The sequence below is a fragment of the Nocardioides jensenii JCM 1364 = NBRC 14755 genome, from assembly GCF_001552535.1.
GTDB classification, from domain to species: domain Bacteria; phylum Actinomycetota; class Actinomycetes; order Propionibacteriales; family Nocardioidaceae; genus Nocardioides; species Nocardioides jensenii.
Genome location: NZ_BCRJ01000004.1, coordinates 160,004 through 175,911, shown reverse-complemented (window position 1 = coordinate 175,911; position 15,908 = coordinate 160,004). Strand labels below are relative to the sequence as shown.

Genomic DNA, 15,908 nt, shown 5'->3' with positions numbered 1-15,908 from the left:
ATGTCCCTGATCAAAGCAACCAAGAACGCGGTCTCGCCGGGCGGCAAGCACGGCCTGTCCAACCGCGAGTCGCGAGACCCGATCGGCTACGCCGTCCTCGCGCTGAACAAGCTCGCCCAGAGTGAGCTCATCGACCGGATGGGCCTGCGCAAGCAGACCGAGCAGACCGTCTTCACCGTGACCCGCAGTGGATTCAAGGTGGCCGGTCAGGCAGGTCGCGCCTTCGCGAAGAAGGGCAAGAAGGGCGCCGACGGCGTCCGCGTGCCCACGGCGAACCCCACCGGAGTCTTCGACCTGACGCCCACCGAGGACGAGCAGATGCTCGTCGACGTGGTCTCCGAGTTCGCCGCCGAGGCGCTTCGCCCCGCGGCTGCCGAGGCCAACGAGACCTGCCTCGCCCCCGATGACCTGCTCAAGTCCTCCCTCGAGATCGGCCTGCCCATCCTCGGGGTCCCCGAGAAGCTCGGCGGCATCTCCGAGGAGCGTTCGGCGATGGCCGGCACCCTGGTCGCCGAGGCTCTCGCCAAGGGCGACATGGGTCTGGCTGTGGCCGCGCTCGCGCCCGGCGCGGTCGCCACCGCACTCTCCCTGTGGGGCACCGACGAGCAGCAGTCGACCTACCTCCCCGAGTTCACCGGCGACGACGTTCCCGCCGCGGCTCTGGCCCTCAACGAGTCGAAGGTGCTCTTCGACGTGCTCAAGCCCGGGACGTTGGCCACCAAGACCGACGGCGGCTACGTGCTCAACGGTGTGAAGACCCTGGTGCCGCGCGGTGCGCAGGCCGAGCTGTTCATCATCGGCGCCGACCTCGACGGCAAGAACGTGCTGTTCCTGGTCGAGTCCAAGGCCCAGGGCCTGCTCGTCGAGGGCGACCCGGCCATGGGCGTCCGTGCCGCCAGCCTGGCCAAGATCACCCTCGAGGACGTCACGGTCCCGGCCGAGGCGATCCTCGGTGAGACCGACGGGTCGACGTACCTCGAGGCCGTGCGACTCTCCCGGCTGGCCTGGTGCGCGCTCGCCGTCGGCACCGCTCAGGCCGTGCTCGACTACGTCACGACGTACGTCAACGAGCGTCAGGCCTTCGGTGAGCCGATCAGCCACCGCCAGAGCGTGGCGTTCATGGTCGCCAACATCGCGATCGAGCTGCAGTCCATGCGGCTGCTGACCTACAAGGCCGCCTCGCGTGCCGCCCAGGGCAAGGACTTCTCCCGTGAGGTCGCCCTGGCCCGCAAGGCCTGCGGCGACAAGGGCATGCAGATCGGTCTCGACGGCGTCCAGCTGCTCGGCGGCCACGGCTTCGTCAAGGAGCACCCGGTGGAGCGTTGGTACCGCGACTTGCGGGCAATCGGCCTCGTGGAAGGAGGCGTGCTGGTCTGAGCCTCGGCTCACGACTGGACACACACGACCATGATCAATCTCGAAACCCCCAAGAAGCACCGCGCCCTCATCGACCAGGCCCACCAGGTCGCGATGAACATGCTGCGCCCCATCTCCCGCAAGTACGACCTCGGCGAGCACGAGTACCCCAAGGAACTCGACATGCTGGCCGCGATGATCGACGGGCTCTCCGAGTCCGGCGCCTCCGAGGGTGCCGGCGCCACCGGCGTACGCCGTGAGGAGGCCGACACCAACAAGACCGTGAAGAACGGGGCGAACCTCGCGTCCGTCCTCTCCGTCGCCGAGATGTGCTGGGGCGACACCGGCCTGCTCTTGTCGATGCCCCGCCAGGGCCTCGGCAACTCGGCCATCGCCTCGGTCGCCAACGACGAGCAGCTCAAGCGCTTCGAAGGCACCTGGGCGGCGATGGCGATCACCGAGCCCGGCATGGGCTCCGACTCCGCCAACCTCTCGACGACCGCCCGCAAGGACGGCGACGAGTACGTCCTCAACGGCGAGAAGATCTTCGTCACCTCGGGTGAGCGCGCCGACAGCGTGGTCGTCTGGGCAACGCTGGACAAGTCCCTCGGCCGCGCTGCGATCAAGTCGTTCGTGGTCACCAAGGGCACGCCCGGCATGAACGTCGAGCGCCTCGAGCACAAGCTCGGCATCCGGGCCTCCGACACCGCGGTGATCACCTTCACCGACTGCCGGGTGCCGGCCGCCAACCTCCTCGGTTCGCCCGAGGTGGACGTCAAGCAGGGGTTCGCCGGTGCCATGGCGACCTTCGACAACACGCGCCCGCTGGTCGCCGCGATGGCCGTGGGCTGTGCCCGCGCCTCACTCGACCTCACCCGTGGGCTGCTCGAGGAGGCCGGCGTCGAGATCGACTACGACCGCCCCGCCCAGCTCCAGTCCGCCGCCGCCGCGAAGTTCCTGCAGATGGAGGCCGACTGGGAGGGCGCACAGCTGCTCACCATGCAGGCCGCCTGGATGGCCGACAACCAGCTGCCCAACTCGCTGGAGGCCTCGATGGCCAAGGCGAAGGCCGGCCGCGTGGGTTCGGACATCACGCTCAGCTGCGTCGAGCTGGCTGCCGGCGTGGGCTACAGCGAGACCGAGCTGCTCGAGAAGTGGTCGCGCGACTCCAAGATCCTCGACATCTTCGAGGGCACGCAGCAGATCCAGCAGCTGATCGTCGCCCGCCGCCTCCTGGGTCTCTCGAGCGCCGAGCTGAAGTGACCCGGTGAACAGTGCCTGTCTCTGACAGGGACATGGAGACGCCCCGACCACTCACGTGGTCGGGGCGTTTTCCTGTCCCGGACCCCCGCACCGGGACAGATCGTGGGAGTCCGCGGCTCAGACGGCGGGCCGGAACGGGTCGTGCTCGGCGAGGATCTTGTCGACCCGAGCCTGGTCGAGACGGGCGTAGACCGCCTGGTTCTCCTGGGCGTCACGCACGCACTTGGCGAGGGTGAACGACGACGTGGTCAGGAACAGGGTGCCGAGCGCCAGGAAGGCCCGGATCCAGGGATCGACCGGCAGGTAGCAGACCGCCAGGATCATCGTGATCAAGGCGATGCCGAAGGAGATGCCGGCCTGGAGGAAGAAGGCGTTGGTGGACTTGGAGGGGAGTTCGTTGCTCATGACGACAACTCTGCCCAGCGCGACGGGCCGGCGTACCCGCCCGGCTACCCGAGTTGCCCTGAGTACCCGCACCCATGTGGTCGGATACGTCCATGAAGATGTACGCCGACCACCAGCAGCGAAGGACCCGGCAGATCGCCGCCGACGTCGTCTTCATCGTCTGGATCGGGTTCTGGATCTGGCAGGGGATCAGCACGTTCCAGTCCACGATGGAGCTGACCGAGCCCACCGAGCGCACCCAGCAGGCGGCCACCTCGCTGGCCGACAACATGGGGGAGGCAGCCGACTCCCTGGGTGGCATCCCGTTGCTCGGCCAGGCAGCGTCGTCGCCGTTCCTCAAGGCCGAGGAGTCGGCCCAGAACCTGGCCGATGCCGGTGACCGCACCGAGCACTCGCTGAGAGTGCTGGCCTGGAAGCTCGGTCTCTCCCTGGCACTCGGCCCCGGTGTCCTGCTCGCCGCGTTCTACCTGCCGCCCAGGCTGCGGTTCATCCGCAACGCGACGGCCGGGCGTCGGTTCGTCGACTCCACGCACGACATCGACCTCTTCGCGATGCGGGCCCTGGCCAACCAGCCGTTGCACCGACTGGCACAGATCAGTGACGACCCGGCGGGGGCGTGGCGTCAGGGAGACCCGGCGGTGATCCGTGCCCTGGCCCACCTGGAGCTGCGCGACTGCGGGCTCGAGCCCCCGCCCGGCCACTGAGGCCCACGCCACGACCGGGCCGGCGGGCCGGGTGTCAGCCCACGACCCCGGCCGGCGCGGACGGCTCGGCCACCAGGAACGTGGGCGAGGACCAGCCGCGCGCGGCGTACGCCGCGGCCACCGTCGCCGCGACATCGGTGACGCGATCCGCGGGCGCCAGGGCGATCACGGAGCCACCGAAGCCGCCACCCGTCATCCGGGCCCCCAGGGCGCCCGCGGCCCGGGCCGTCTCGACCGCCACGTCGAGCTCGGCACAACTGACCTCGAAGTCGTGGGCCAGCGAAGCGTGCGAGGCATCCAGCACGGCTCCGAGCTCGGCCCACTCGCCCTCGATGATCGCCTGGTCGGCGGTGTCGACGCGCTCGCACTCGGTGAGCACGTGGCGCGCCCGGCGCATCAGCACGTCGTCGGAGAGCCGTGACCAGCTGTCCTCGGAGGCCCTGGCCAGTGTCGGTACGCCGAGCAGGTGCGCGGCCGCCTCACACTCCCGACGGCGCGCGGCGTAGGCGCCGTCGGCCAGGGCGTGCCGCACGCCGGTGTCGATCACCAGCAGCTGCAGGCCGCCCTCCTGCAACGGCACCGGCACCGGCCGGGTGCTGTCGTCGTGGAAGTCGATCAGCAGGGCGTCACCGTCGGGTGCCAGCATCGCGACCAGCTGGTCCATGCCGCCGGTGGGTGCGCCGGCGATCTCCGACTCGGCCCGCATGCACGCGGCGGCCAGGTGGCGGCGGCGTACGTCGTCCAAGGGGTGGCCGTGGAGGGCATCGACGGCGACCGCGACCGCGCATTCGAGGGCGGCCGAGCTGGAGAGCCCGCTTCCCACCGGCACCGAGCTGGCGATCACGAGGTCGAACCCGCGCTCGACCTCGAGCACCCACAGGACCCCGGTCACATAGCTGGCCCAGCCGGGGGCCGCGGCCAGGTCCTTGGTGCTTCCGGTCCACTCGCCTTCGACAGTGAGACTGCTGATGCGGACCCTGTCGTCCTCACGCCGCCGGGCCGCGACATAGGTCGCGTGGGGGAGGGCCAGTGGCAGGCAGCGGCCACCGTTGTAGTCGGTGTGCTCACCGATCAGGTTCACCCGTCCGGGAGCTCGAGCGACGAGGTCAGGCGTGCCGCCGTACGCCTGCTCGAACGCCTTGCCGACTCTCGCCGCCATCCAGGGGGTGGTGCCGGGGTCCAGGTGATCCACCCGGCCACTATAGATGCGTCAGTCCCAGGGACTCGCAGGTAGATTCGGCTCTCGTGCGCTTCCTTCACGACACTGCCCCGACCAACGACCTGACCTACGACGACGTCTTCATGGTTCCGCGTCACTCCGCGGTGGCCAGCAGGTACGACGTCGACCTGTCCACCACCGACGGCACCGGAGCGACGCTGCCCCTCGTGGTGGCCAACATGACCGCGATCGCGGGCAAGCGGATGGCCGAGACCGTCGCTCGTCGCGGCGGGCTGACCGTGATCCCGCAGGACATCCCGATCCCGGTGGTGGCCGACGTGGTCCGGTTCGTGAAGTCTCGCCACCTCGTCTTCGACACCCCCATCGAGCTGCGGCCTGACCAGACCGTGTCCGAGGCCCTGGCCCTGATCCCGAAGCGCAGCCACCGGGCTGCCGTGGTGGTCGACGGTGGCCGCCCCGTGGGCGTGGTCGGGGAGGCGGACTGCGTCGAGGTCGACCGGTTCGCACAGGTGCGTGACGTGATGACCACCGGGTTCGTCCGGCTGGCGGCCGATGCCGACCCACGCGAGGCCTTCGACGCGATCGACACTGCCCGGGCACCACTGGCTGTGGCGGTCGACGACAACGGCGACCTCGTCGGAGTCCTGACCCGCACCGGCGCCCTCCGGGCCACCCTCTACACGCCCGCCGTCGATGCCGCCGGTGGTCTGCGGATCGCGGCAGCCGTGGGCGTCAACGGTGACGTCGCGGCCAAGGCGGAGGAGCTGCTCACCGCCGGCGTCGACTGCCTCGTCGTCGACACCGCGCACGGCCATCAGGACCGGATGGTCGAAGCACTCCGTGCGGTCCGCGCGCTTGATCCGTCCGTCCCGGTCGCGGCGGGCAACGTGGTCGACGCCGAGGGCACCCGGGCGCTGATCGAGGCCGGCGCCGACATCATCAAGGTCGGGGTCGGACCCGGCGCCATGTGCACCACCCGGATGATGACCGGTGTCGGGCGACCGCAGTTCTCCGCCGTCCTGGAGTGCGCCACCACCGCCCGCGAGCTCGGCAAGCACGTGTGGGCCGATGGGGGAGTGCGCCACCCGCGCGACGTCGCGCTGGCCTTGGCCGCCGGCGCCTCCTCGGTGATGATCGGCTCCTGGTTCGCCGGCACCCATGAGTCGCCGGGCGACCTGCTCACCGACTCCGACGGGCGGGCGTTCAAGGTGTCGTTCGGCATGGCCTCGGCCCGGGCCGTCGCGAACCGTACGTCGACCGAGTCGGCCTACGACCGAGCACGCAAGGGCCTCTACGAAGAGGGGATCAGCTCCTCGCGGATGTACCTCGAACCGCAGCGTCCGGGCGTCGAGGACCTGATCGACCAGATCTGCTCGGGCGTGCGTTCCTCGGCCACCTATGCGGGCGCCACCACGTTGGCCGAGTTCCACGACCGCGCCGTCGTGGGCGTGCAGTCGGCGGCCGGGTTCCACGAGGGCCGGCCGTTGTCGACGAGCTGGTGAGAGCTCCTCGCGGGTCGGCCGGCGGCTCCGACCAGCGGAGGTAAATCACTCGCTGGCGGTCAGAGGCACGGGCTAATCTGGCTCTTACAAACAACACGAGGGGATCCGCCGCCACCCGATGACGTCCACCGCCAGCACCCTGCCGTCGAACCACCCACCTGCCGGAATCCACTCCCTGTGGCGGCTACGCGGCTACCTGAAACGTCACATCCCAGCGCTGTCGGTCATGCTTGGCACCTCGTTGGCCGGCGTCGGGTTGAGCATCGCGATCCCGCTGGTCACCAAGGCGATCATCGACGGCCCGATCACCGACGGCGAGATCGACCCGGTGCTGCCGCTGGGGCTGCTCGCGCTCGGCCTCGGCATCCTCGAGGCAGCGTTGATCTTCTGGCGCCGCTGGATCCAGTCCAACGCAGTCCTCGGTGTCGAGACCGACATCCGCCACGACCTCTACGAGCACCTCCAGCAGCTGCCGATGGCCTTCCACAGTCGCTGGCAGTCCGGGCAGCTGCTCTCCCGCGTCACCACCGACCTGTCGAGCATCCGTCGGTTCAGCGGCTTCGGCCTGCTGTTCCTGCTGATCAACATCACCCAACTGGTGGTGGTGACCGGGGTGCTGCTGCACATGTACTGGCCGCTGGGTCTGGTCGTGGCCGCCGCCGCCGTGCCGATCATCTATCTCTCGATGCGCTTCGAGAAGGCCTACGTCGTGGTCTCCCGCCGAGTCCAGGACGAGCAGGGCGACCTGGCCACCCTGGCCGAGGAGGGTGCGCTCGGCATCCGGGTGATCAAGTCCTTCGGCCGCAGTCGTCACGTGTCCGACCAGTACGACGACGCCGCCCGCAGGCTGTATGAGACCTCGATGGACAAGGTGCGTCTCTCGGCCCGCTTCTGGACGTTCCTCGAGGTCATCCCGAACCTTGCGGTCACCCTGGTGCTGCTGCTCGGTGCGCTCGGCGTGGGACGCGGTGACCTGAGCCCCGGCACCCTCGTCGCCTTCATCATCCTGATGTTGTCGCTGGTCTGGCCGATCGCCTCCCTGGGCGTGATCCTGGCGATGGCCCAGGAGGCGATGACGGCCTCGGCCCGGGTGCTCGAGATCTTCGACACCGAGCCGGCGATCGTCTCCGGCACCCGGTCCATCGCCGAGCCCCGCGGGCACCTGCGCTTCGAGCACGTCGACTTCCGATTCCCCGACCAGCCCGACGACGAGCTGGTGCTGCGTGACGTGAACCTCGAGGTCGCGCCGGGCGAGACGGTCGCGATCGTCGGTGCCACGGGGTCGGGCAAGACCACGATCACTGCCCTGGTCCCGCGCCTGTACGACGTCAGCGGCGGCCGGGTGACCGTTGACGGAGTCGACGTGCGGGACCTGACCCTGCCGTCGTTGCGCACGATCGTCGCGACTGCCTTCGAGGAGCCCACGCTCTTCTCGATGAGTGCCCGGGAGAACCTGACCCTCGGCCGCAGCGACGCCACCGACGACGAGGTCGATCAGGCGGTCCGGGTGGCCCAGGCCGGCTTCGTGCACGACCTGCCCTGGGGGCTCGACACCCGCATCGGCGAACAGGGCATGTCGCTCTCCGGCGGGCAGCGTCAACGCCTCGCGCTGGCCCGTGCGGTCGTGGCCAGGCCCAAGATCCTCGTGCTCGACGACACCCTCTCCGCTCTCGACGTGCACACCGAGAAGCTCGTCGAGGCGGCGTTGAAGCACGTGCTCTCCGACGCGACGGGCATCGTGGTGGCCCACCGGGCGTCCACGGTCATGCTCGCCGACAAGGTCGCCCTGCTCCAGGACGGCACCATCACCCATGTCGGGAAACACAGCGAGCTGATGGCCACCGTGCCGGCGTACCGCCAGCTCCTGGCTGCCGACGTCTCCGACAGCGACGCCCTCGAAGGGGTGCGCTGATGACGAGCACCCCTGTGCACACCTCGACGCCCGACCCACGGGACCCCGGCACCGAGGAGGAGCCGTTCGAGCGAGCCACCCAGCTCGACTGGCGCGGCGTCGCGGCCGACGGTCGCTCCGACGAGATCACCGAGGCGGTCAGCATCAAGCTGCGCGACCGCTCGCGCAGGCTGCTCGGCCAGCTGCTGCGCCCGCACCGCAGGTGGCTGTGGATCGTGGTCGGCATCGTCCTGGTCGAGAACGCGGCCCGCCTCTCCATCCCGTTCCTGGTCAAGGAGGGCATCGACAAGGGCATCCCGCCGATCCGGGAGACCGGGTCGACCGGCACCCTCTATCTGATCGTCGGCATCGTGCTGTTCGCGACGGTCACCCAGGCGATCACCCGCCAGATCTTCCTGGTGGTGTCGGGACGCATCGGCCAGGACATCCTGTTCGAGCTGCGCCGCCGGGTCTTCGGCCACTTCCAGAAGCTCAGCCCGGCCTTCCACGACGACTACACCTCCGGCCGGGTGATCTCGCGGCAGACCTCCGACGTCGACGCGATCTACGAGATGCTCGAGACCGGCTTCGACGGCCTGGTCACCGCGTTCCTGACCCTGCTCGGCACGTCGGTGCTGCTGCTGGTGCTCGACGTGAAGCTCGGCCTGGTGGCCCTGCTCTGCTTCCCGTTCCTGATGCTACTGACGAACTGGTTCCGCAAGGAGTCGGCGAAGACCTACCGGGTGACCCGCGAGAAGGTGGCCCTGGTCATCGTTCACTTCGTGGAGTCGATGGGCGGCATCCGCGCGGTGCAGGCGTTCCGCCGCGAGGCCCGCAACCAGGAGATCTTCGACGACGTCAACCACCAGTACCGTCGCGCCAACCTGCGTGCCTTTCGGCTGGTCGCCTGGTTCATGCCGGGCATCAAGCTGATCGGCAACGTGACGATCGGCGTGACCCTGCTCTACGGCGCCTACCTGGCCTTCCACGGCGAGGTCACGGTCGGGGTGCTGGCCGCGTTCCTGCTCTACCTGCGCCAGTTCTTCGAGCCGATGCAGGAGATCTCGCAGTTCTACAACACCTTCCAGTCCGCCTCGGCCGCCCTGGAGAAGCTCTCCGGAGTGCTCGAGGAGCAGCCCACGGTCGCCGAGCCCGCCAGCCCGGTTCCGCTCGACCAGGCCCACGGCGAGCTCACCTTCGACCGGGTCCGGTTCGAGTACGTCGACGGGGTGGCCGTGCTGCCGGGGCTCGACCTGGACGTCCCCGCGGGACAGACCGTCGCCCTGGTCGGCACGACCGGGGCCGGCAAGACCACGCTGGCCAAGCTGGTCTCGCGGTTCTACGACCCGGTCGAGGGGGCGGTGCGCCTCGACGGCGTCGACCTGCGCGACCTCGACGACGACACGTTGCGCCGGGCCGTGGTGATGGTGACGCAGGAGAACTACCTCTTCAGCGGCACCGTCGCCGACAACATCCGGTTCGGCAGACCTGGAGCGAGCATGGACGAGGTGGTCGCCGCGACCACGGCGATCGGGGCCCACGACTTCATCGCCGCGCTGCCGCAGGGGTACGACACCGACGTGGCCAACCGTGGCGGCCGGCTCTCCGCCGGTCAGCGGCAACTGGTCGCCTTCGCCCGCGCGTTCCTGGCCGACCCGGCGGTGCTGATCCTCGACGAGGCCACCTCGTCGCTCGACATCCCGTCCGAACGGCTGGTGCAACGAGCCCTGAAGACGATCCTCAAGGACCGCACCGCGATCATCATCGCCCACCGGCTCTCGACCGTGGAGATCGCGGACCGGGTGCTGGTGATGGAGCACGGCGAGGTCGTCGAGGACGGCACGCCGGAGCAGCTGGTCGCCAGCGGGGACGGTCGGTTCTCCGACCTCCACGATGCCTGGCTGGAGTCACTGGCCTGACCTGGCCGAGGTGTCCCGAACCGGGCAGAACGCAGGCAGTCGTGGTCGGTTCGGGGATTTCTTGCCATGCAGATACCGAATCTGCGCCAAATTCCCGGTGGATCCTGTTTGTGGGCCACGATTCGGTGCAAGTATCAGTGCAGCGGCCACCTCGTTCGAGGTTCGGGGGCCAACGAGACAGACGAGACGACATGCCATGAACGGTTCACGGTCACGAATGGTCCAGATGTCCGCGCGCGCACTGCCTGCTGCGATTCTCGGGGTGGCGCTCCTGACGGGCCTGGGCGGGTCGCTCCAGACGCCGGGCACGGCCAGCCCTGCGCAGGCCGCCGAGGACAGCACCCAGGCCCCACCGCCCGAGGTGGCACTCGAGGCACCGGCCAGTGTGACCACGCCGCTCAGCGCGACCGGTGGCTCGGCCACGGTGAGCGTGGCTGCGACCAACGCCTCGACCGCCATCCCGTCCGCGGCGCTGAGCGCCTACCAGCGTGCCGCCGCGGTGCTGAACTCCTCCGACTCCACCTGTCACCTCGACTGGGAGCTGCTGGCCGCCATCGGGCGCGTCGAGTCGGCCCACGGAACCTTCGCCGGCAGCCGGCTCGGGGCAGACGGTGTGGCCAGGCCCTCGATCATCGGCGTCGCCCTCGACGGTCGTCGTACCGCCCTCATCTCTGACACCGACGCCGGCCAGCTCGACGGTGACACCGTCCACGACCGGGCCGTGGGTCCGCTGCAGTTCATCCCGGCGACCTGGTCCGTGGTGGGTGTCGACGCAGACGGCGACGGAAACCGCAATCCGCAGGACATCGACGACGCCGCTCTCGCCGCGGCCGTCTACCTCTGTCAGGGCAGCGACGACCTCAGTTCCGACGCGGGGCGCCGCTCGGCGGTCTTCCGCTACAACCACTCGCCGGAATACGTGTCCCTGGTGCTGGGCCTGATGCAGCAGTACGTCGACGGCAACCTCACCGCCGTGCCGACGACTTCGAACGTGAGCGCGTCGATGCAGACGCGTCTGGTGGGCCAGGCCGTCAAGCGACCGGTCGCCCCCTCGAATGCCGCGGCCTCACGTGACGACCGGGCCGCTCGGGTGGCGCAGGGCCAGCAGACCGGCGCCGAACCCGACCCAGCCGCCATCCACGGCTTGACCGCCCCGTCAACGCCGCCCGGGGGTGGCACGACCGAGCCGGCTGACCCGACTGACCCGGCTGACCCGGTTGACCCGGTTGACCCGGTCCAGCCGACCGATCCCGCCGAGCCGACGGATCCCGGCACGCCCGCCGAGCCGGAGGCACCCGCCGAGCCGGAGGCACCCGCCGAGCCGGAGGCACCCGCCTGTGTCGTGGATCCGGCCTCGGGTCTGCCCGTCGACTCGGTCACCCTGGTGGTCATCGACCCGACCACCGGAGAGCCGCTCACGGACTCGGAGATTGCCGCCGCCGAGCTCGCGCTCGAGACCGCCGAGCCGGGAAGCGACCCCTGCCACCCGGTCGAGGTCGACTCCGAGGAGCCGACCGATCCCGGCACCTCGGCTCCCGCCGACCCGGAAGCCCTCCCCGCCTCGTAGCCTGCGGGACGTGACCTCCTACCTGATCGTGGCCGCGACGGCCGCGGAAGCCTCCCATGTCCCCGCCAGCCTGCCGGTCGTGGTGACCGGGATAGGCAAGACCGCGGCTGCTGCGGTGACGACTCGCGCCCTGGCCGGTCGCAGGACCTCGGACGATCTCGTGGTGGTCAACATCGGCACCGCCGGCGCGCTGCGGGAGGGGATGACCGGACTGCACGAGCCGGGTCTGGTCTGCAACCACGACATCAACGCGGACGCGATCCGGGCGCTGGGCTACGACCCGGAGGACGAGCTCCGGGTGAGCGAGGGCGAGGTCGTGCTGGCCACCGGTGACGTCTTCGTCACCGACCCGCTGACCCGTGCGCGCCTGGCGGGGCGGGCGCACCTGGTCGACATGGAGGGGTACGCCGTGGTGTGGGCCGCCCGGCAGTTCGAGGTGCCCGTGCGCCTGGTCAAGCATGTCTCGGACAATGCCGACGAGAGCGCCTTCGACTGGCCGGCGATGGTCGACCTCAGCGCTCGCGCGTTGGGGGAGTGGTTGCGCAGCACCCTGCCGTGAGGGTGGCTGTCCTGCCCGACGATCAGCGGCGGCGCTTGCGAGCTCCCGCCTTCTTCGCCGCCGCACTGCCCGACCGGCCCGACCGCTTCCTGGCCGACCCCGACGTGCCCGCCGACCTGCCCGACCCTGACCTGCCCGCCGCGGGCTTGGCCGACGCCTTCCCGACCGGGTTCTTCTTCGCCGCTGACTTCGCCGCGGCGGGCTGCAGGCCGGTCTGCCCACGGGAGCTGTTCGCCCGCCGTCCCCGCACGACACCGACGAACTCCTCCAGGCGCGGGTCGTCGGTGTCCTGGGGCCAGGCCAGGCCGACGCGTGTGGTCGGCACACCGTGCACGGGCCGGTGCACGACGTCCTTGCGGTGATGGAGCCGGGCCACCGACATCGGCACGATCGCGATGCCGGTCCCGGAACCGACCACCTCGAAGGCCTCCTTCACCGTCATCTCGGGGAAGAGCAGTGGCGTGGCGGTCGCGATGTCACCCCAGCCGGGCACGTCGCCGAGGACCAGCTGCTCCCCGGCGAGATCGGAGAGCGTCACCTCGTCGTACGCCGCGACCGGGTGCTCCTTCTCGACCACGACGACGGGTTGCTCTTCGTAGAGCGGAATCAGATGCAGCCCGTCCTGGTCGACGGGGAGCCGCACGAAGACCATGTCTGCCTCGCCGTCGTCGAGAACTGCGCGCTGGTTGTCCTCGTCGACGAGGAAGAGCTCGAGGGGGAGTCGCGGAAACCGTTCCCGCCAGGTGCGCGACCACTTGTCGGGGGTCACGCCGGGCACGAACCCGATCCGCAGAGGCATCGGGGCTTGGTCGGCGGAGTCGGGGTCAGTCACCCGCTCAGGTTAGTCGGCCCAGTCAGGCGATGCCCGAGCTGTGATCTGCCTCGCCATTTCGGGTCGGGTCACGCGTGGTTCCCGGCAGATCCTGTGACGGGCGTTACCTGCCGCTTTGTCCGGATTTGAACCGCGCGAGGCGTGGATGGCCCACTGGAACCTCCGCTGCTTCCAGGAGTTGGCAAGCAGCATGCCTCACCGGCCCGGGTCGCCGAACACTGCCCAACCCGGAGCCGTCCATGTCACCGAACGCGAATCACCGGGCAGGTCCAGCGGCGCCACGACGTGCCCCGATCGGCGAGTGACACCACGAACCCATGTCTTCACGCTTGCCCCTGCGACGCACTGTCGCGCGTTCCGCCGCCCTCGGCGTCCTGCTCGCCGCCACCGCGCTGGCCGCCCCCTCCGAGGCCCACGCCGGCCCGGAGCAGATCGCCGCGACCTCAGTCGACACCGACGTCGAGGCCCAGCCCAAGACCGTCGCCAAGCCGATCACCCTCGAGGAGCTTCCGCCTGCCTGGGTGCTCCCGGTCTCCGGCTATCACCTCACCGGCACCTTCGGGGCCAGCAGCTCCCTGTGGTCGTCCACGCACACAGGGCTGGACTTCGCCGCACCGACCGGTACGCCGATCCGCTCCGTGGCCGCCGGCGTCGTGACCGAGTCCGGATGGGACGGCGCCTACGGCAACAAGACCGTCGTGGAGCTTCCGGACGGAACCCAGCTCTGGTACTGCCACCAGAACACCTTGACCGTGGGCGTGGGGGAGCAGCTCGCGGCCGGTGAGCTGCTCGGCTATGTCGGTGCCACCGGCAATGTCACGGGCCCGCACCTGCACCTCGAGGTGCGTCCGACTCCAGACGTGCCGGTGGATCCCTACACGGCGCTCACCGAGCACGGTCTGGCGCCCTGACCCGCAGCGCACGTGACGAAGGCCCCGCCGACGGCGGGGCCTCCTGTCGTGGTGGTGCGTGGGATCAGGCTGCGAGGCCGGGCAGCACGGACCCGCGAGTCGTCAGTCGTGGACGCGGATGGGCTGGGGCTGCGGCTCTTCTTCCTGCGGCAGCAGCAGGCCGATCGCGTGGAGCACGGCGATGCCGCCGATGATGGTTGCCCAGACGAGCATGGTGTTCCTCCTGTCGTTGCGGTGAGCTCCCCCGTGGGCCCGCCGATGGAACACGTTGTTCCCCGGACGGGAGGCTCCTACACCTCGCGTGATGTGCGACACGCCAGAACTTGTGCGTGGCGAAATTCGCTATTCGCCCCCGATGCCCGTAACGTTGTCGTTTGTCGGGCCGCGTTGTTCTGTCGGTGCCCGACCGAATCAGCGTCAATGACCGTGTGTTGCGGACAACGATCCGCCCCGGGCAGAACGCATCATCAGTTTATTGGGACTTTCGCATCATGCAGGGCCCCGCTTTACGCTCCAGAAGGGAGCAGCAACATGACACAGGGAACCGTCAAGTGGTTCAACGGCGAAAAGGGCTTCGGCTTCATCGAGCAGGCTGAGGGCCCCGACGTCTTCGTGCACTACTCGGAGATCCAGGGCACCGGCTTCAAGAACCTCGAAGAGAACCAGAAGGTCGAGTTCGAGGTTGCCCAGGGTCCCAAGGGCCCCCAGGCGACCAACGTGCGCGGTCTCTGAGACTTCTCACTCGAAGAACCCCCGCAGCCTTCGGGCTGCGGGGGTTCTTCGCAATTCGGGGAGAATGAGGTCATGCCCCGACTCGAACTGCTCAGCGATCCGGCCTACCTCGCGTTCTGGCGGGCCCGTCACCTCTGCTCCGTCAGCACGCCGCGCCCCGACGGCACGCTGCACGTCACCCCGATGGGGATCGTGCTCGATCCGGACGCCGGCCGTGCCTGGGGCATCACCAGCCGCACGTCGGTCAAGGCGCGCAACCTGATGGCGGCGGGAGCGGGGGCGCCGGTCGCGGTGTGCCAGATCGACGGCCGGCACTGGGCATCACTCGAAGGTGTCGCGGAGGTGCTCGGCGACGAGGCGTCGGTGCGCGAGGCCGAGGAGCGCTACGCGGTCCGCTACAAGGTGCCCCGGCCGAACCCGCAACGGGTGGCCCTGCGCATCACGCTGAACCGGGTCCTGGGCAAGGCGCCGGAAGCGAGCTGAACCAGCCAGACTGAACGAGAACGGCGCCACACCCCTGGTGGGGTGCGGCGCCGTTCTCGGGTGGAGCGCTGTGTCACGTGGCCTCGGTGGACCTGGTCGGGCGGGCGCCCAGCTCCTCGTCGAGGCGGAGCAGACCGGGGCCGTCCTCGTTGATCAGCTCGACGCGGCCGACGATCTCGCTGACCGTGGCCTCCTCCTCGATCTGCTCCGAGAGGAACCAGTTCAGAAGTGGGCGGGAGTCGAGATCACCTTCCTGCTCGGCGGCACGGTAGAGCTCGCGGATGCTCTCGGAGACCTTCTGCTCGTGGGCATAGGCGGCCCGGAACACGTCGAGCACGGAGGTGCCCTCGACCTTCGGGGCCTTCAGTGCACCGATGCACGGGTGGTTGTCACGGTCGGCGACGTGGTCGATGAACTTGTTGGCGTGCACGATCTCTTCGTCGGCCTGGTGCCGCAGCCAGGCGGCCATGCCGGGAAGGTCCTTCAGCTCGAGCTCGATGGCGAGCTGGCGGTAGACCAGCGATGCCTCGAACTCCAGGGTGATCTGTTCGTTGAATGCCTTCTCGAGCGTGTCAGTGAGCTTCATGGCCTCAACTCTAGGGAC

General features: G+C 69.5%; 15 protein-coding genes. 11 read left to right on the top strand and 4 right to left on the bottom strand.

Going from position 1 to position 15,908, the window contains the following annotated elements:
• Both NJ4_RS02865 and NJ4_RS02860 read left to right on the top strand, forming a co-directional pair.
• Positions 1–1,377: an acyl-CoA dehydrogenase family protein gene (locus NJ4_RS02865; RefSeq protein ID WP_157550632.1), complete on the top strand. Its 1,377-nt coding sequence runs from the start codon at positions 1–3 to the stop codon at positions 1,375–1,377.
• A gap of 30 nt (positions 1,378–1,407) precedes the next feature.
• Positions 1,408–2,619, top strand: coding sequence for an acyl-CoA dehydrogenase family protein (locus NJ4_RS02860; protein ID WP_067429858.1), 1,212 nt, complete (start codon positions 1,408–1,410; stop codon positions 2,617–2,619).
• 117 nt (positions 2,620–2,736) lie between these two features.
• Here the strand turns inward: NJ4_RS02860 and NJ4_RS02855 are convergent, their stop codons facing one another.
• The gene (locus NJ4_RS02855) at positions 2,737–3,024 is read right to left on the bottom strand and encodes a YiaA/YiaB family inner membrane protein (protein WP_067429857.1); all 288 of its coding nucleotides are present in this window, start codon (positions 3,022–3,024) and stop codon (positions 2,737–2,739) included.
• Between the two features lie 92 nt (positions 3,025–3,116).
• On the opposite strand from NJ4_RS02855, the gene NJ4_RS02850 reads away from it, so the two are divergent.
• Complete coding sequence (locus NJ4_RS02850) at positions 3,117–3,728, top strand: hypothetical protein (RefSeq protein WP_157550630.1); 612 nt, start codon at positions 3,117–3,119, stop codon at positions 3,726–3,728.
• A 34-nt stretch (positions 3,729–3,762) separates the two neighbouring features.
• Here the strand turns inward: NJ4_RS02850 and galK are convergent, their stop codons facing one another.
• The gene (gene galK / locus NJ4_RS02845) at positions 3,763–4,920 is read right to left on the bottom strand and encodes a galactokinase (protein WP_217996725.1); all 1,158 of its coding nucleotides are present in this window, start codon (positions 4,918–4,920) and stop codon (positions 3,763–3,765) included.
• 53 nt (positions 4,921–4,973) lie between these two features.
• On the opposite strand from galK, the gene NJ4_RS02840 reads away from it, so the two are divergent.
• The 5 genes from NJ4_RS02840 (at position 4,974) to NJ4_RS02820 (ending at position 12,346) form a co-directional block, all read left to right on the top strand.
• Entirely contained in the window at positions 4,974–6,410 is a 1,437-nt protein-coding gene (locus NJ4_RS02840; protein WP_067429846.1) for a GuaB1 family IMP dehydrogenase-related protein, read from the top strand.
• 118 nt (positions 6,411–6,528) lie between these two features.
• The gene (locus NJ4_RS02835) at positions 6,529–8,322 is read left to right on the top strand and encodes an ABC transporter ATP-binding protein (protein WP_067429841.1); all 1,794 of its coding nucleotides are present in this window, start codon (positions 6,529–6,531) and stop codon (positions 8,320–8,322) included.
• Positions 8,322–10,220 carry an ABC transporter ATP-binding protein gene (locus tag NJ4_RS02830; RefSeq protein WP_082748115.1) on the top strand — a complete coding sequence of 633 codons (1,899 nt, stop codon included), beginning with the start codon at positions 8,322–8,324 and terminating at the stop codon, positions 10,218–10,220. The genes NJ4_RS02835 and NJ4_RS02830 overlap by 1 nt, the downstream gene beginning before the upstream one ends.
• Before the next feature lie 226 nt (positions 10,221–10,446).
• Entirely contained in the window at positions 10,447–11,787 is a 1,341-nt protein-coding gene (locus NJ4_RS26305; protein ID WP_245644418.1) for a lytic murein transglycosylase, read from the top strand.
• Positions 11,788–11,797: 10 nt separating this feature from the next.
• Positions 11,798–12,346 carry a nucleosidase gene (locus tag NJ4_RS02820; protein ID WP_067429837.1) on the top strand — a complete coding sequence of 183 codons (549 nt, stop codon included), beginning with the start codon at positions 11,798–11,800 and terminating at the stop codon, positions 12,344–12,346.
• 22 nt (positions 12,347–12,368) lie between these two features.
• On the opposite strand, the gene NJ4_RS02815 is transcribed toward NJ4_RS02820, so the two are convergent.
• Positions 12,369–13,178: a LysR family substrate-binding domain-containing protein gene (locus NJ4_RS02815; protein ID WP_245644417.1), complete on the bottom strand. Its 810-nt coding sequence runs from the start codon at positions 13,176–13,178 to the stop codon at positions 12,369–12,371.
• Between the two features lie 317 nt (positions 13,179–13,495).
• On the opposite strand from NJ4_RS02815, the gene NJ4_RS02810 reads away from it, so the two are divergent.
• From NJ4_RS02810 to NJ4_RS02800, 3 genes are all read left to right on the top strand, one after another.
• Positions 13,496–14,089, top strand: coding sequence for a M23 family metallopeptidase (locus NJ4_RS02810; protein WP_157550628.1), 594 nt, complete (start codon positions 13,496–13,498; stop codon positions 14,087–14,089).
• A 531-nt stretch (positions 14,090–14,620) separates the two neighbouring features.
• A complete protein-coding gene (locus tag NJ4_RS02805) occupies positions 14,621–14,821 on the top strand; it encodes a cold-shock protein (protein ID WP_056678061.1) in 201 nt (66 codons plus the stop codon).
• A 72-nt stretch (positions 14,822–14,893) separates the two neighbouring features.
• Entirely contained in the window at positions 14,894–15,304 is a 411-nt protein-coding gene (locus NJ4_RS02800; protein WP_067429831.1) for a TIGR03618 family F420-dependent PPOX class oxidoreductase, read from the top strand.
• A 73-nt stretch (positions 15,305–15,377) separates the two neighbouring features.
• Here the strand turns inward: NJ4_RS02800 and NJ4_RS02795 are convergent, their stop codons facing one another.
• Complete coding sequence (locus tag NJ4_RS02795) at positions 15,378–15,890, bottom strand: ferritin (RefSeq protein ID WP_067429829.1); 513 nt, start codon at positions 15,888–15,890, stop codon at positions 15,378–15,380.
• Positions 15,891–15,908: the final 18 nt, after the last annotated feature.

Coding starts and splice junctions, on each gene's coding strand:
- NJ4_RS02865 (WP_157550632.1), top strand. CDS start 1: ATGTCCCTGATCAAAGCAACCAAGAACGCGGTCTCGCCGGGCGGCAAG.
- NJ4_RS02860 (WP_067429858.1), top strand. CDS start 1,408: ATGATCAATCTCGAAACCCCCAAGAAGCACCGCGCCCTCATCGACCAG.
- NJ4_RS02855 (WP_067429857.1), bottom strand. CDS start 3,024: ATGAGCAACGAACTCCCCTCCAAGTCCACCAACGCCTTCTTCCTCCAG.
- NJ4_RS02850 (WP_157550630.1), top strand. CDS start 3,117: ATGAAGATGTACGCCGACCACCAGCAGCGAAGGACCCGGCAGATCGCC.
- NJ4_RS02835 (WP_067429841.1), top strand. CDS start 6,529: ATGACGTCCACCGCCAGCACCCTGCCGTCGAACCACCCACCTGCCGGA.
- NJ4_RS02830 (WP_082748115.1), top strand. CDS start 8,322: ATGACGAGCACCCCTGTGCACACCTCGACGCCCGACCCACGGGACCCC.
- NJ4_RS26305 (WP_245644418.1), top strand. CDS start 10,447: ATGTCCGCGCGCGCACTGCCTGCTGCGATTCTCGGGGTGGCGCTCCTG.
- NJ4_RS02810 (WP_157550628.1), top strand. CDS start 13,496: ATGTCTTCACGCTTGCCCCTGCGACGCACTGTCGCGCGTTCCGCCGCC.
- NJ4_RS02805 (WP_056678061.1), top strand. CDS start 14,621: ATGACACAGGGAACCGTCAAGTGGTTCAACGGCGAAAAGGGCTTCGGC.
- NJ4_RS02800 (WP_067429831.1), top strand. CDS start 14,894: ATGCCCCGACTCGAACTGCTCAGCGATCCGGCCTACCTCGCGTTCTGG.
- NJ4_RS02795 (WP_067429829.1), bottom strand. CDS start 15,890: ATGAAGCTCACTGACACGCTCGAGAAGGCATTCAACGAACAGATCACC.